A 15,627-nucleotide genomic window follows, 5' to 3' on the forward strand; every position below is an offset into this window, starting at 1 on the left:
TTGAAGCGCGGGAGTTACGACTCTACTATCGTTTAAGCAATTAAAGACATCGAACATCTGGTGAAGAATCTATCTATGCAGCATTTAAACATTAAGAAACTTACATTGTGTCTAACATTGGCGATAGCAGCGAGCAATGCCAGCTTAGCTGATACCATTGTTGTTGACGCTTCATTAAATGCGCAAGTTAACAACCAAGCCAAGAAACAGAGCGTTGACTCATCACCTAGTAAGCCAAGCATCATGTCTTGCCCTTCTGATTTTCAGCAAGTTAAGATTTCTGATGATGCAAGACAATGCCAAGCATTTGACGAAACCAAGACTGGAGTAATGGTTTACCACTCTCCTCGCTCCCCGAGTGAATTACTGAATGTTTACCAAACGGCGCACCCCGCTTTAAAAACTCACACACCTGTTAGCGGCCGCACGTTGTTATCCTCAGAAGATAAAGGGGTCAGAGTAATAATCAGCCCCGATAACACCGGCTCTCAAGTGGATATTCTTGTTACATCCACAACGAAATAAGCCCTTTTAGCAAGACAACTAAAAAATCTACTCATGTTGGCATCTGCTTTGCAAAATCATCAATAACTACTCCACGGTAACAGTGAGTGTCATTTTTATGACGCTCAAACTGAAAACGGAGCCCAAGCTTTTTTCGATATAAACATTTTAGCAGGCTTCTTTATTACGCATTCCGTGGGCTTTAACTATTGATATTTGCGAGGGTTACGATGGAATTGGCAATTATTCTAATGATGTTACTTATTGTCGTTGCACTGGGTGCCATAAAGTTGTCAGACGGCGGTGTCGCATTTCCATTTAGGCGAAAGCCGCAATTGTTCACCCCCGTTGAGCACTCTTTTTTAAACCTTATCGAACAGGCTATGGGAAGAGAGTTTCGCATAGTGTGCCGTGTGCGTCTTAACGATTTAGTGGCGGTTCGCCAGTCTGCAAATAAAAAGACGGCAAGCCAAGCCATCAGCAGAGCTTCTAGCAGACAGCTCGACTTTGTATTAGTAGATAAACACGACATGAGTCCTGTTCTTGCTATCGACTTAGTTCATAGCCAAGGCAAAGATGGTTATAAATCACAAAAAGACTGGTTTGTAACCGGAGCCCTTGATGCTGCTGGCCTTCCTCATGCAAGAATTAAAGTTAAGTCTGGTTATACCGTTGACGATATTCGCGAGTGTTTGGAAAACAAACTCATTCCTTATCGCCGTTTACAGCAAAAAATGGCGCAGCTGCCAACGCATAATCCAGAGCCACCAAAGCGCCCGACTCGCCCAGTGCGTTCAAGCAGACCAGCTGCAGCTTAAGACATAAGCCCCACTTCCCCTGGCCTTTGTTGCTTTGCTATTTTCTTACTCTCAAATAGCGGTAACAGAGGCATTTTTCTGTCAGTTTGCCCGTTTTCCTTATACAATTAATTCATTCGTTAAACTCCCTCAACACCGTCGGTAAAGTTATGAAAAAAATTGGTATTTTAGGTGCAATGGACGAAGAAGTTGCGCTACTTAAAGCGTCACTTTGGAATGTAAAAGAAACCCAGTGGAAGCACCTGACGTTTTACGAAGGTACACTTAACGACATAGAAGTGGTGCTAGTAAAATGCGGTATTGGTAAAGTGGCTGCAGCAATTGCTACTACTGTACTTATCGAACAGTACGCCCCTGATGCTGTTGTCAATACCGGTTCTGCCGGAGGTTTCGACAAGAATCTAAACATCGGTGATTTAGTGATCGCCAGTCACGTTATTCACCATGATGCCGATTTAACCCATTTTGGCTACAAACTCGGTCAATGCGCAGGTATGCCTGAAGATTTCCGTTGCGATACAAGGTTAATGGAAGCCGCTCGTAGTGCTGCCACAGGCATTACGTCGCTTCAGTCGACAACAGGTTTAATCTGTACGGGCGATGCGTTTATCGGTAGCGACGAAGCTGTAGCAGAACTGCGTGAAAACTTCCCAGACATGAAAGCGGTTGAGATGGAAGGTGCAGCTATAGGTCAAACTTGCCATATGCTCGACACGCCTTTCCTTGTCATTCGTTCATTGTCGGATATTGCAGGAAAAACGTCGTCAGTGAGCTTTAAAGAGTATCTAGACACTGCCGCTAAACACTCAGCACAATTAGTTATGGCAATGATTAAGGCCCTCGCAAAATAAGATGACAGAGGTAATTAGCGACCCGCAATACCAGTCGCTATTTGTACTTTGGCTGGCTATCGCCGTTGACGCATTATGGCGCTGGCCCCAAAGTACTCATCCATTAACGCTCATGCGCTACCTCGTTCAGCAAATGGGGCGCAAAGTGGTGCCCTCTCGTGAATACGGTAGGTCTCAGCACTATATATCAGGCTCATTAGCCGCCCTAGTTCTTCTTGCGCCATTGGTAGTATGTGTTGCCATCTTGGTGTACATGGCCCAATACCCCGTATTCTTTGAGGCGATTATTCTTGTCGCACTGCTCGACTACGGTTACCAGCGTCAACAGTACAAAAAAGTGCTGGCGAGTGTGGGAAGAAATAAAAAATCCCTCGCACGTGAAATGGCGCAGACCATTACCGCACGTCAGTGCGATTCACTTTCCGATATAGGAATTGCCAAAGCCGCGATAGAATCGCTATGGCTGAAGTTTCTTTATCTTTATTGCGGCGTCATTTTCTACTTTGTAGTGGCAGGCCCCATAGGCGCACTCATTTATCGATTGCTTTTGCTCACATCTTGGCAGTGGCATTTCCGAACCCCTGCAATGACTTTCTTTGCCAAACCCGTACGCAATCTTGTTTACTTACTTAATATGCCGCCCGCGGTCATTGGTGGTCTAGCAACACTACTGATCAGCCATCCTATTAAAGGGTTTCGCGCCATAAAGCGCTCCCCAGTGAAAGATAAAACGTCGCTACTGCTTGCGCTTATGGGCGGTGTGCTTGATATTAAACTCGGCGGACCAGCAATTTATGCCAACAAGAAGATTCGATACACCCGCGTGGGAGGCGCTAACGAGGTAAAGTACTCTCACATGTTGACGGCCAAAAATACCGTCACTCATGCCATGATTGCGGTTAGCGCCTTCGCATCGTTAGCTATGCTGGCAATGGCCGTAGCCCAATGAAAACAGCAGTTATGATGAAAACCATTTTTTTTGTAATTTTAAGCTATTTACCTCTTTTCACATTTGCTAACTCAGAATCAGATACCGAGACAATACACCTAGCTAATTCAGATCAATTTGCTTCTGCCGATGTTGCACCAAGCTCGGAATCAAGCGCCTTATCAAATTCCGTCGAGCTAAAGATAGTCAGCCTTGCGCCCCACCTTACCGAATGGGCATTTAGTTTGGGCTTAGGCCCTACCCTTGTAGGTGTAAGCGACTATAGCGACTATCCTGACGCCGCGAAAAATATTAAGCGGGTGGCGGATTTTCAAGGTGCCGATATCGCTACCATTGTGGCTTTAGAACCTGATTTAATTCTTGCATGGGATGGAGGCAATAAGCCGCAAGATATCCATAAGCTTTCCTCGATGGGTCTAAACGTATTTAGCAGTAAGGTCGAAAATATCACTGATATAGCCAGCGAAATTAAAAGGCTTGGTGCACTTACAAATACGCAAAAGCAGGCGACCCAGCTCTCCAATGATTTTCTCAACGAACTAGCCGAACTTCGAAGTAAATACGACAAACCCTCGCTTATACCAGTATTTTATTATTCGTGGACTGCTCCACTTATGACCATCGGTCCCAACGCGTGGGGTAACCAACTGCTGAATGTGTGTGGTGCTCAAACATTATTTGCAGACAGTCCTGTAGACTATCCTCAAGTCGCATTAAAAGATGTACTTACTCGCCAACCTCATGCACTTATTGCGGCATCTAAAAGTACGCATTCAGAACTTGAGGTATTCTGGCGTGAGCATCGCTCTTTCCTCAAAGCACCTTTAATTGTTGTGGATCCAGACGTCACCAGTCGGTTTTCATTGCGATTAATAAATGAACTAAAAGTACTCTGTAAAGGTATTAAAGAAAGCGCATAAGCGTTATACTTAAGTCTAGACCTGCTGGGCTGTTTTCAATTGATACACACCGACTTGGCTCAATTTAAGCGCCTTTGTGTAACAGAATAAGAGCAGGTTCTAATCTTCTATAAAAAGGTAAGAGTTTTTATTCATGCGGATTGTTATTGCGGGTTTTCTAGTTGTTATCAGTGTTGCATTGTTTGTGTCGCTTCAGTGCACAGCGAAAGCGACCGCGCAAGCCTCTGTTGCCGCATCACCATATCTTATCGAGCGAGTTGCGAACAACGACTGGCTCCTTATTGATGTTCGCTCTCCGCAAGAATTCGCCGATGGTCACATTCCTGGCGCAGTAAATATGCCCCATGAAAATATCAATGACTACCTTAGCGAATTAGAAGGCCACAAAAACAAGCCTATTATCATTTATTGTCGTTCAGGCAGAAGAGCCAAACTGGCAATGAAAGTATTGGAAGAACTCGATTTTTCTGAAGTCATGCATTTAGAAGGCGATATGTTAGGCTGGAGTGCCGCTGGCATGACAGTTGACCGAATGTAGACTCAATATTCCGCCTTCTCCTTCGTATTAGTCTTTGGCACTAAAGATGTTGTAAGCTCAACCTCTTGGCTGATTACTGTGTGTAACTAATCCCCTGTGGTACACTCTTTTTACTCGACGATTGTATGAAACACCCATGAAAATAGATATTGCTACTCCGGCCATGTTATTTCCGGCGATTTCTTTATTGCTTCTAGCCTATACCAATCGCTTTTTAACGCTTGCAACTATTATCCGAAACTTTTCAAAAGAAGAGAGAGATGAGAATACTCAAGCACAAATAAAAAACCTTCGATTACGTATTCAACTTATTAAGCGAATGCAAATAGCTGGTGTGGGTAGTTTTTTTCTTTGTGTAGTATCCATGCTAGCGATATACCTAACCTATCAACAGGTAGGAAACTGGGTGTTTGCTGCAAGTTTAGTATCACTTCTGTATTCACTATGGATGTCGGTAAGAGAAATATTGATATCAGTTGAAGCCCTAGATGTGCACCTTGACGGGATGAAAAACGCCCCGCGTAAAGAAAAAGTATGAAGCCCACAAATCATTTGAGCCACATAATTCAAAGTGGTATCAGCTACGAGTCTCTAGCGCCTGAGTTTTTTGCAGGGGTGATTGCTCTTGGTAATCACGTGCACGGTGATAACTACCTAACCAACGAGCTACTTGCTGATTACTATGCAAAGAGCTTTATTGGCAATACTAATGCTAGCTGGGTAGCCCTATACAAACAAAAGGTTGTTGGTTTCAGGCTAACCTTTGCGCATACGCAATGGGAAGCAGATGAGTGGTGCAGCCCTTCCCTTTGGCCTGTAGATCCAAATACCGTATGTTATTTCAAATGTAATACGGTAGACCCCGCAATGCAGGGCTGTGGTATTGGCAGCACATTATTAAACAAATCTATAGACTGTGCACAAACTCAAGGCGCAGAAGCGGGTTTAGCACATATCTGGTTGGCAAGTCCGGGCAACAGCGCATTTAAGTACTTCACCAAAAATGGGGGGCAGCTTATAAAGAAGCACCCTAATAAGTGGCGCTACGCATCTATTCACGAAGGCTACGACTGCCCTGTATGCGAGGGCTATTGTGCGTGTGAAGGAGCGGAAATGTTACTTCAATTTTAAGCATTCCTCACTGTAAAACGTTTTCATCTATGACCTACGATCCCCTTATTTCACGCGGCGTTTCATCAATGCTTCCCGCAGCAAACAGTTACTGGCATGCCACACATAAACCACCGACACTGCCACCTTTAAACAAGAAGGTAAATACTGAGTACCTCATCATTGGTGGAGGATATACGGGCCTTTCAGCTGCGATCACTCTTGCTCAAGCTCAACAAAAAGTCACGCTACTTGATGCGAATTCACCGGGATTTGGCTGTGCGGGCCGTAATGGGGGCTTTATCCTCTCGGGAAGCGGCCGATTGAGCTTAAGCGCCATAGAGGGCAAGTGGGGTCGTGACATCGCCAAAGCTATGCAGGGCGAGTTTGATGGCGCGGTACACTTGCTTAAACAACGTATTGCAGACTTTGATATGCAGGTCGATTTGGTAGAAGGACCATATTTAAAACTGGCGCATAACCCAAAGCAAGCCGAACTACTTTGTGCCAGTGCTAAGCATCTTGAGTCACACTTCAACGTACCGAGCTCTCCACTTAGTGAAAAAGACCTTACTGCGCGCTTTGGTATTGAAGAGGCGTATGGTGGCGTTGAGCTAAAGGGTGCATGCTTACACCCACTAAAATTAGTAAGCGAATATGCAAGAGTAGCAAAGGAGCTTGGAGCAACGCTTTTTTACGACTCGCCAGCCATTCGCATTGAAAAGCACAAGACCGGATATGTTGTCGCAACACCAAGCGGGTCAGTTTCGGCCAAACACATACTCATTGCTACTAATGCTTATACCCCTAAGCACTTTCATGACAGCGTAGACAATAAGCAATTTCCTGTTCAATCGAGCATTTTTGTCACTGCGCCATTGAGTAGCGAGCAGCGCGCAAAGTCTGGCCTAACCGCACCAATGAGCTTCATGGATACGCGGATGATGAAGTATTACTACCGTGTGCTGCCAGATGGCAGATTATTATTCGGCGGTCGTGGTGCCGTAAAAGGTAAAGATGCCGATAACGCGTCAGAGAAAGAACGCTTATATCGCGCGATGCTTAATAGTTTCCCTTCACTTAGCGGTATCGCCATGGATTATTTTTGGAGTGGTTGGGTAAGTGTATCGCTAGACAGTATGCCGCGGATTTTCATCGACAATGAGGTAAGCGGCAACAATTTAAACCGCTCTAGCGGTAATATCGGTTACGCCATGGGTTATTGCGGTTCGGGCGTATCTTTTGCCGCGTTTGCAGGGCAGCGACTTGCTCAACGTATGATGGGTAGCAATGACGCCGATTTATCGCTTCCACTTTATCACTCTCCTTTGAAAGCCTACCCCTTTGCGAGAGCAAGAAGGCTGGCACTGCATGGCTTGTACCAATGGGCCAAAATAGCAGAACGCTAGTAATGGTTATAATTTACGATTCACCTTAATGTTAAGCATTGCATGCTGTCTATAAATTAGGCTATTTTAGGTATCTATTCTTTGACGGAGTCACCTCATGTCATACATTGATGCCTTTGCTGTAGCCGTTCCCACTGAAAATAAAGCGTTATACATTGAGCACGCCAAACTCGCCGGCGATATTTTTAAAGAGTATGGTGCGACTAAAATACTTGAAGCTTGGGGTGACGATGTCCCTGAAGGGGAAGTCACGTCTTTCCCGATGGCTGTTAAAGCCAAAGAAAATGAAACCGTGGTGTTTTCCATTGCATTTTGGCCTTCAAAAGAAGTACGTGATACTGCTTGGAAAAAGGTGATGGAAGATCCTAGAATGCAGGAAAACGAAAACCCCATGCCTTTTGACGGTAAGCGTCTTATTTATGGGGGCTTCGCTCCTATTCTTGAATTATAAAGGTACAGCTCTTAGCTATTTCATATCGTCTATTTTCGCCAACGCCGACGGCAAGTCGGCGGCTAACTTTTTGTACCGGCGGTATACAATAAAAACGACCACACTGTTTATCAAAAGCTGTGTCCCCCACAGCGTGAAGGCATTAAACATCAGTACATTAAAGACGGCGAGTGCCAGCAATCCACACCACAAAGCCAAGCATCCATAGAGGCTGATTTTCCAGTAATGTAATTGTTGTTTTAATTGGTTTTGTTTAAACCCCAACATTGACTGAACGTCTAACGTCTGGACCTTCCACTGTTTTTGCCTTACCCAATATCCCCATGCCCCGAAGGCGGCGGGAATAGGTGTAAGTACAATGAAAAGCAAAAATTGATACGTGCTAAGTGGCTCGAACAACACCAAAGTTAAACACCACACAGAAACCGCTAGCCCGAGCACCAAATCAACGGCACCTTTTAGTTTAAGTTTAAATCTTGCGCTCTTGGTTTCTTTAATCAGTGCATCTGTATCTACTGAAGGTGTCGCATCCTTGTAGGCACTTTGCCACTGAGCAAGTTGCTTATCTAATTCGTTCATTTGGGTGTTGTTATCGGCCATACTTAATTTTTCTTCGCTCAAGGCTTTTTTGTTATCGCTCAAGGCTGTTGCTCCATTATCTGCGTTAGCTGTTGGCGGGCGCGACTTACTCGTTTAGCGACGGCATTCTCTTTAATACCTAACATATTGGCTATTTCCAGCTGACTGAAACCTTCTAAAAGCAAAGCCAATACCTGTCTGTATTTAATTTCTAGCTGACGTAAGCCTGTCATGAGGTCCATCGCATTCTCTTGTAACGTCGCATCACGAGATGAATTAGCGCTGGTTGTGTGAGAAGAATCAAATTCTCCCTCGTGAGTGAATTCTTGACGCCGCTGCTCTTTAATCACGTGGTCAACTGCCTTGTTATGCGCTACTTTGGCCACAAACGTTTTCACGCTTGCCTCTCCACGAAAGCCTCTAGCCTCTTCCTTTGAAGTTCCTTCAAAAGCACGCCAAACCGCCAGTGACATTTCTTGTATCAGTTCGTCTTGAAGGGATTTATTGGCTTCAAACGTTGCTGCAATACGCGCCATGAGCGGCGCGTATTCACTGAGCAGCTTTTCTATTTGCATGGTTTCTTTCACTGCAATTCCATTTTTATTATTTTTAATTCCACGCTGTAATTGTACTGTTGAGTTTCATTGTGTGGTCTATTATCGAAACAACCGCTGATAAGCAACAAAGCACACACATGAAACAATAGGGCCTAACACTAACCCCGATAAGGCAAAGGTATAAGGCGCAAGTGCAACACTCAAGAACATCATGACACCTACGAGTAGCATGGGCTTATAAGCGCCTATTACCGCAGCAATGCTATTTTTTAAAGACTCCGAGATAGAATGGTGCTGTAAAATTAGTAGCATAGGTACAAACAGCAGCAATAGGTTTATTGGTGTCGCCGAGCCCATCATTAGCCCCACTTTCCAAGCGGGTACATCTACTATACTCCCGCTTGCTAGAGCCGCCATTGACTCAGCCCCCATTAACATATCGCCAATTCGAAATTGAATCCACGCTATTGCAGGCCCGGTTAAGCTCCATAACGCAATATTTGCCCATGAACGTATCGTTCCCCCCGTTAGGCTAGCCTTGCCTTTTACTGCTAAATTAGCAATTGCTAACCACATTAGGGTAGCTAAAATCGGACTTACCCATTTAGATATTCCTAAACCAACAGGGCTCGCCACTGCCTGAATAAGGCCAGCAGTGAATAACATTAAAAATGAAAGACCTAACAGTTTAAATGGCGCTTTTGCAAAAAGCAGCCAACCTTCTTTAAGCCATGTGACCGCTTCTTTTGCCGGAAGACTTTTGTTTTCTTGTTGGTATGTTGCATGAGTTGAGGTTACGGTTGTCATCATATTATCCTTTTACATTGCGTAAGCGTTTGTATTTCACCCCAAGCTGCAACGCGTAAACTGCTTTTCGTACATTTGGGATTATTGATTAACTTTCCCCTATAGACGATGGCGATGACAAAAACCTGACAAACTTTTTTAAAAAAAGAAAAGGTTATTAAAAAAGATATAAATATCAATAACTTTTGACAACTAAAATCTATTAACCACGTTCTAAAGCTGATATTTCAAGCAAAAAAAAGCCCGCTTAGCTAAGCGGGCTTTCAAAACATTTCAGAAAAACATTAGGCTAATGTAATGCGCGCAAACTTGCGTTTACCCACCTGGTATACGTTTTCACCTTTTTCAGTAATAACTAAACGGGTATCTTCCACTTTGTCGCCGTTAATTTTAACTGCGCCTTGCTTAATCATACGCATGGCGTCTGACGTTGACCCAACAAGCTTCGCTTCTTTTAGCAAATTACCAATGGCAATGCCTTCATCGCTTAGCGCTATTTCAAGCTCTGGCATGTCATCAGGAATAGCATTTTTCTGGAAGCGTTGGATAAAGTCTTGATGCGCGCCTTCTGCCGCTGCGTCGTCATGGAAGCGTGCAATAATTTCTTTCGCTAGCATGATTTTAATATCACGTGGGTTTTCGCCGTTAGCAACACGAGATTTAAGCTCAGCTATCTCTTCTAGTGGACGGAAGCTGATAAGGTCATAGTAACGCCACATCAAATCATCAGAAATAGACATCACTTTACCAAACATGTCGTTTGGCGCGTCCGTAATACCGATGTAATTATTCAACGACTTAGACATCTTCTGAACGCCGTCTAAGCCTTCTAGAAGCGGAACCATCACAATTGACTGCTGTTTTTGTCCTTGCTCTTTTTGAAGTTCACGGCCCATAAGCAAGTTAAAGCGCTGGTCAGTACCGCCCATTTCAACGTCTGACTCAAGGGCTACCGAGTCCCATCCTTGCACCAGTGGATATAGGAATTCGTGGATAGCAATAGGCTGGCCGTTGTTGTAGCGCTTCTTAAAATCATCACGCTCTAGCATACGCGCCACGGTTTGGCTTGCCGCAAGTTTAATCATACCCGCTGCGCCAAGGCCATCCATCCACTCTGAGTTAAAACGTATTTCCGTTTTATCCTCATCAAGGATTTTGAACACCTGTTCTTGATACGTTTTCGCGTTCTCTAATACCTGTTCTTTGCTTAAGGGCTTGCGTGTTACATTTTTACCTGTAGGATCGCCAATTAGGCCAGTAAAATCGCCAATAAGAAAAACAACTTTGTGGCCTAGTTGCTGGAATGAACGCAACTTGTTGAGCAACACAGTATGACCAAGATGCAGATCAGGCGCAGTTGGATCAAAACCCGCTTTGATAGTTAGGGTTTTGCCGGATTTTAGTTTTTCAATTAAATCCTCTTCGGGGAGTATCTCATCAACGCCCCGTTTAATCTCAGCTACCGCTGTTTGCCAATCTTTCATTTGTACGTCACACTCTTAAAAAAACTGTATATTCAATATTGGCGAGCATTTTACGCGTACAACGGAACCATTAAAAGGTTTGCGCGTCAAAAAACGGATGACAAACACTCATGTTGTTAAACCCAACAGCTTTGAACGCAAAATTAGCGTATTAATATAGCTGAACTGAAAGAGAGGGGAAGGGCTTTCGCAAACACGCGGTAAACCCATCCATGGGCGCTCCGCCACCGCTTCCCTGCGGTGGAGGGTTTGCTCCAGCCCTCCCCCTACATTCACTGATATTTAGATAGCGCATTATGCAATTACGAGTTTAAGAGCTATTGGGTGTAACAATTTGCGCTAACAATATAATGAGAAAAGTTGCATTTTTAAGCAACGTATGTGAAATAGTGTTGTGCACATAACATTTCTCAGGTGGGCAGTAGTATGAGAAAGAAATTAGACGCTTCAAAAGCGCTACATTTATATAAAAAATTACCTAAACAGCACAGAACTGGGTTGGCAATTGCGAGCTTATTTCTGAGCGGGCTTATTCTTTTTCCAAGCGAGTCAGTAGAAGCAAGTCGTCATCAAGACGCACATATTTTAGATGCAGGTGTTCGCTATCCTGTAGAGTTAAATATTACGCCATCTACTAATGTATTCTCAAATGAAGAAGAGTCCTCATGGCAGACGTACAAGGTGCGCAGTGGCGATACATTAGCAAAGCTATTTAAGCGTGCTGGCTTCACTTCGCGTGATGTATATAACGTAACGCAGGCAGGAGAGCTAACAAAAACACTGGTTACTTTATTGCCCGGCGATGAACTATCGTTTAAAGCGAATAAAGACGGCAGCTTCGGCGAGCTAAAGTACAAACTGTCTTCCACTGAAACCCTGTTTGTACGTCCAGAATCTTCGGATGAGAACAGCGCCTTAACCGCTGAGCTTGAAAAGCGAGATGTAGACATTCGCTACAACTTCGCCCAAGGTGAAATTCACTCAAGCTTTTGGAACGCCGCCAGTGATGCAGGCTTAACCAGCAACCAAATTATGAATTTGGCGGGTATTTTCGGCTGGGATATCGACTTCGCCATTGAGATCCGTTCTGGCGATACGTTCAACGTAGTATTCGAAGAGCAATACATCGACGGTGAATTTGTCGGTTACGGCGACATCGTTGCAGCGGAGTTTACCAACCAAGGCGAGCATTTTAGCGCTATTCTTCACGAAGATGGCACCTACTACACGCCTGAAGGGCGCAGTATGCGCAAGAGTTTCTTACGTGCGCCGGTGAATTTTAGATATGTAAGCTCTAACTTCACAAAAGCTCGCTTCCACCCCGTGCAAAAGCGTTGGAAAGCGCACCGCGGTACAGATTATGTTGCTGCGGTTGGTACGCCAATTATGGCTGCGGGTGACGGTAAGGTAATTAAAGCCGGATACGATAAATATAACGGTCACCATGTATTCATTCAGCATGGCGAGAAATACACAACCAAATACCTTCACTTTAAAAAGCGTGCAGTGAAGGTAGGAGATACGGTTAAGCAAGGCCAAACCGTGGGCTATTTAGGTAGTTCAGGAATGGTTACTGGCGCCCATCTTCACTATGAGTTCTTAGTGGATGGTGTTCACCGAAATCCTCGTACGGTTGAGCTACCGAAGGCGCTTCCTATTGCCAAGGAAGAGAAAGAAAGGTTTATGGAAATTGCCGCAATACGCCAAGAGCAGCTAGATAATAACAAGCGCATTATGCTTGCAATGAAATAGCGACGACTAAATGGCAAAATATATTGGCCTGATGTCAGGTACTAGCATGGACGGCGTCGACGCCGTCCTGTGCGACATCTCGCAAACGTCTTGCACCACCCTCGCCGCCCATTCAATCCCTTATTCTGCCGAATTACTTACTGCACTCAATGCACTTTGTAGTGAAGGTCCTGATGAACTTAATAGTTTGGCCATCGCTGATAGACTGGTTGCTGAAACCTTTGCAAAGGTCACCTTAGCGCTGCTTGAAAAAAACAACCTACATCCTTCGGATATTACGGCTATTGGCTCGCACGGCCAAACCATACGTCACCACCCGAATTCCGATGTATTGTCAGCACACTTTGCAGAATCATCCATACGCGGCTTCACTTGTCAGATAGGCGATCCTAATACCATCGCTGTTCTTACCGGCATTGATGTTATTGCCGACTTTAGGCGCAAAGATATAGCCCTTGGTGGTCAGGGTGCTCCCTTAGTGCCCGCTTTTCACAATGCAGTATTTGCCAGTGGTGATAAACACCGAGCACTTGTGAACATTGGTGGTATAGCAAACGTTTCTCTGCTTGCGCCAAAACAAGATGCTTCGTCCCCCAAAGGGTTTGATACAGGACCCGGTAACACCTTGATGGATCAGTGGATAAGCCTTCATTTAAATAAAAGATTTGATAAAGACGGCGCATGGGCTGCGTCAGGGCATTGTCACTCAGGCCTGTTAGACAGGCTATTACTGGATGATTACTTCGCTTTGCCCGCACCTAAAAGCACTGGCAGAGAGTATTTCAATATTAATTGGTTAAGCAATGCGCTTGCCGATTACTTCCCTTCTAGTGCAGAGCTGCAAAGCGAAGAAAAGAACAATAATTTAGCCCCTAAAGACGTGCAAGCTACCCTACTTTCGCTAACAGGTAGCACTATCGCTCAGGAAATTGTGAAGCATTTTCCTAAAACAAATAGAGAAGGCGCAAAAAGCGAAGTTGTAGTATGCGGCGGTGGCGCATTTAATAAGACGCTCATGGACTATCTAAGCAATGCGTTATGTGATTATGTAGTAACAGACAGCCATGCTCTGGGCATTCATCCACAGCACGTTGAAGGCGCAGCATTTGCGTGGTTTGCACATGCGTATATGAATGATATTCCAGGTAACGTGCCCGCAGTTACAGGGGCATCTAAAGCCACGGTACTTGGAGCCTTATATAAAAAAGCGTAAAAAAGGGCCAATGATAAAATCATTGGCCCCGTACACATTACTTCCGAAATACTATTTAGCTATTCCCATTTCCATCTTTTTAAGGGCATCTGCGTCTATATCGGACTGAGACTTAGCGCTGCTCTTTTTAGCGCGCATGTCGAAGTAGCCATAGCCACCTACAAGCAAGAAGCAAATAGCTGGAACAATATATGACACAACAACACCTGCGCTATCAATAATGGCGGCTTGAAACAGCGGCATGATAGCGCCGCCGAGAATTGCCATTACAAGGCCTGCTGCACCTAGCTTGGTGTCTTCACCCAGACCTTCAAGCGCAATGCCGTAAATCGTTGGAAACATGAGTGATAAACAGGCAGAGATAGATACCAATGCGATTACGCCTGCTAAATTAGGAGACTGTGTCATGAAGATACATAGCGCCATGGCAATCAGTGACATGATCATTAATAGTCTAGCTGGATAGAGGTACTGCATAACCCACGTCATCACGAAGCGAGAAATTAGAAATACAATCATGCTGTATTGTAAAATTTCACCACCACTCACTTCGTTGCCACCTGTCGCTTTCATTGCATATTGGATGGTGAAGGTCCACACGCACGTTTGTGCTCCGACATTAAAAAACTGAGCCAATACGCCAAACCGATAATGCCTGTTGGCTACTAACCGCTTAAGCGAGGCGCCCAACTTAACGTCTTCCACACTAGACTCAACCGATTCTTGAATTGGTGCTTTAATTAAGAAAATAGCAACCCAAACCAGAACTAGTACGCATGCCATACCTACATAAGGGAGCATTACCGCATCAAGCTCAGCCCCTATCACGTTTTTAAGCTCGCTTGCCGACATGGCGGCACGCTCTTGTGCAGATGCCTGATTCAGGTTTGGCAATATAAGCGTTGCAGCCAAAAACACACCTAAATTAGTACCAACGGGATTAAATGCTTGAGCTAGATTTAAACGGCGTGTCGCACTTTTTTGATTTCCCATCGCCATGACGTAAGGGTTCGCCGACGTTTCCAGAATGGATAATCCACCAGCCAATACAAAAAGTGCAGCAAGGAAAAAGCCGTAAGTCATAGTTTGACTGGCTGGATAAAACAGAAATGCCCCCGCGGCCGCGCATCCCAGTCCGGTCAATACACCTGTTTTATAAGAAAAGCGCTTGTTGATAAAAGCAGCTGGAATGGCTAAGCAAAAATACGCGCCATAATAGGCAAATTGAACCAATGCCGATTGCAAAGACGACATGGTAAATATTTTACTAAATACCTTTACCAAAGGGTCTGTCATGTTCGCAGCCACACCCCATGCAGCAAAGCAAATTGTTAACAATACAAAGGGAATCAATGTGTCTTTGGAAACCAAAGGGGCGTTGTTTTTCATAGTAACGGCCTTTCGCTTGTAAAAAATTAGTTAACCAATTTAAGCATTGCTATTTACCCCTGTCAATAAATCAATTTGATTTACTTATTTAAAATTGCGTTAAAGATTAGACTTTATATGTAGACGACCGTTAACAGACAATGCGTGACTATTATTAAACGGATAAAACCTCCTTTAAAAATTTCTTAATAGACAACAACATAACCAAGATAAAAAGCTTCACAGAGAGCTCTCTACTCACCTTGAAATATTGCCATCGCATCTCCCCACTATTAACGAAAAACACACAAATGTAG

The 15,627-nt window shown here is 44.4% G+C and carries 17 protein-coding genes; 12 read left to right on the forward strand and 5 right to left on the reverse strand.

Annotation, left to right across the window (positions count from 1 at the left end; translation table 11 throughout):
• Nucleotides 1-75: 75 nt before the first annotated feature.
• The 10 genes from ACXAGV_RS02560 (at nt 76) to ACXAGV_RS02605 (ending at nt 7,550) form a co-directional block, all read left to right on the forward strand.
• Nucleotides 76-525, forward strand: coding sequence for a hypothetical protein (locus tag ACXAGV_RS02560; protein WP_474871608.1), 450 nt, complete (start codon nt 76-78; stop codon nt 523-525).
• 209 nt (nt 526-734) lie between these two features.
• A complete protein-coding gene (locus ACXAGV_RS02565; RefSeq protein WP_014950547.1) occupies nt 735-1,322 on the forward strand; it encodes a DUF2726 domain-containing protein in 588 nt (195 codons plus the stop codon).
• Nucleotides 1,323-1,471: 149 nt separating this feature from the next.
• On the forward strand, nt 1,472-2,173 hold the full coding sequence (locus ACXAGV_RS02570; RefSeq protein ID WP_014950548.1) for a 5'-methylthioadenosine/adenosylhomocysteine nucleosidase: 702 nt from the start codon (nt 1,472-1,474) through the stop codon (nt 2,171-2,173).
• Between the two features lies 1 nt (nt 2,174).
• Nucleotides 2,175-3,122: a cobalamin biosynthesis protein CobD/CbiB gene (locus ACXAGV_RS02575; RefSeq protein WP_474871611.1), complete on the forward strand. Its 948-nt coding sequence runs from the start codon at nt 2,175-2,177 to the stop codon at nt 3,120-3,122.
• On the forward strand, nt 3,119-4,042 hold the full coding sequence (locus ACXAGV_RS02580; protein WP_474871613.1) for a cobalamin-binding protein: 924 nt from the start codon (nt 3,119-3,121) through the stop codon (nt 4,040-4,042). The genes ACXAGV_RS02575 and ACXAGV_RS02580 overlap by 4 nt, the downstream gene beginning before the upstream one ends.
• Nucleotides 4,043-4,175: 133 nt before the next feature.
• A complete protein-coding gene (locus tag ACXAGV_RS02585) occupies nt 4,176-4,580 on the forward strand; it encodes a rhodanese-like domain-containing protein (RefSeq protein WP_474871614.1) in 405 nt (134 codons plus the stop codon).
• A gap of 136 nt (nt 4,581-4,716) precedes the next feature.
• A complete protein-coding gene (locus ACXAGV_RS02590; protein WP_014950552.1) occupies nt 4,717-5,118 on the forward strand; it encodes a DUF2721 domain-containing protein in 402 nt (133 codons plus the stop codon).
• Nucleotides 5,115-5,711 carry a GNAT family N-acetyltransferase gene (locus ACXAGV_RS02595; protein ID WP_474871615.1) on the forward strand — a complete coding sequence of 199 codons (597 nt, stop codon included), beginning with the start codon at nt 5,115-5,117 and terminating at the stop codon, nt 5,709-5,711. The genes ACXAGV_RS02590 and ACXAGV_RS02595 overlap by 4 nt, the downstream gene beginning before the upstream one ends.
• A 29-nt stretch (nt 5,712-5,740) precedes the next feature.
• Entirely contained in the window at nt 5,741-7,099 is a 1,359-nt protein-coding gene (locus ACXAGV_RS02600; RefSeq protein WP_474871617.1) for an NAD(P)/FAD-dependent oxidoreductase, read from the forward strand.
• Nucleotides 7,100-7,196: 97 nt separating this feature from the next.
• Nucleotides 7,197-7,550: a DUF1428 domain-containing protein gene (locus ACXAGV_RS02605; RefSeq protein WP_014980153.1), complete on the forward strand. Its 354-nt coding sequence runs from the start codon at nt 7,197-7,199 to the stop codon at nt 7,548-7,550.
• 15 nt (nt 7,551-7,565) lie between these two features.
• On the opposite strand, the gene ACXAGV_RS02610 is transcribed toward ACXAGV_RS02605, so the two are convergent.
• The 4 genes from ACXAGV_RS02610 to tyrS form a co-directional block, all read right to left on the reverse strand.
• The gene (locus ACXAGV_RS02610; protein WP_474871619.1) at nt 7,566-8,192 is read right to left on the reverse strand and encodes a hypothetical protein; all 627 of its coding nucleotides are present in this window, start codon (nt 8,190-8,192) and stop codon (nt 7,566-7,568) included.
• The gene (locus tag ACXAGV_RS02615) at nt 8,189-8,716 is read right to left on the reverse strand and encodes an RNA polymerase sigma factor (RefSeq protein WP_474871621.1); all 528 of its coding nucleotides are present in this window, start codon (nt 8,714-8,716) and stop codon (nt 8,189-8,191) included. Before ACXAGV_RS02615 ends, ACXAGV_RS02610 begins: the two co-directional genes overlap by 4 nt.
• Nucleotides 8,717-8,785: 69 nt before the next feature.
• Nucleotides 8,786-9,496: a hypothetical protein gene (locus tag ACXAGV_RS02620; RefSeq protein ID WP_474871623.1), complete on the reverse strand. Its 711-nt coding sequence runs from the start codon at nt 9,494-9,496 to the stop codon at nt 8,786-8,788.
• Between the two features lie 281 nt (nt 9,497-9,777).
• On the reverse strand, nt 9,778-10,977 hold the full coding sequence (gene tyrS, locus ACXAGV_RS02625) for a tyrosine--tRNA ligase (RefSeq protein WP_474871626.1): 1,200 nt from the start codon (nt 10,975-10,977) through the stop codon (nt 9,778-9,780).
• A 426-nt stretch (nt 10,978-11,403) separates the two neighbouring features.
• Between tyrS and ACXAGV_RS02630 the strand changes: the two genes are divergently transcribed.
• Nucleotides 11,404-12,729, forward strand: coding sequence for an OapA family protein (locus ACXAGV_RS02630; RefSeq protein WP_474871628.1), 1,326 nt, complete (start codon nt 11,404-11,406; stop codon nt 12,727-12,729).
• A 10-nt stretch (nt 12,730-12,739) separates the two neighbouring features.
• The gene (locus ACXAGV_RS02635; protein ID WP_474871629.1) at nt 12,740-13,942 is read left to right on the forward strand and encodes an anhydro-N-acetylmuramic acid kinase; all 1,203 of its coding nucleotides are present in this window, start codon (nt 12,740-12,742) and stop codon (nt 13,940-13,942) included.
• A gap of 51 nt (nt 13,943-13,993) precedes the next feature.
• On the opposite strand, the gene fucP is transcribed toward ACXAGV_RS02635, so the two are convergent.
• Entirely contained in the window at nt 13,994-15,331 is a 1,338-nt protein-coding gene (fucP, locus tag ACXAGV_RS02640; protein ID WP_474871632.1) for an L-fucose:H+ symporter permease, read from the reverse strand.
• Nucleotides 15,332-15,627 lie beyond the last annotated feature (296 nt).

Source organism: Alteromonas sp. ABH4_453 (assembly GCF_056160665.1).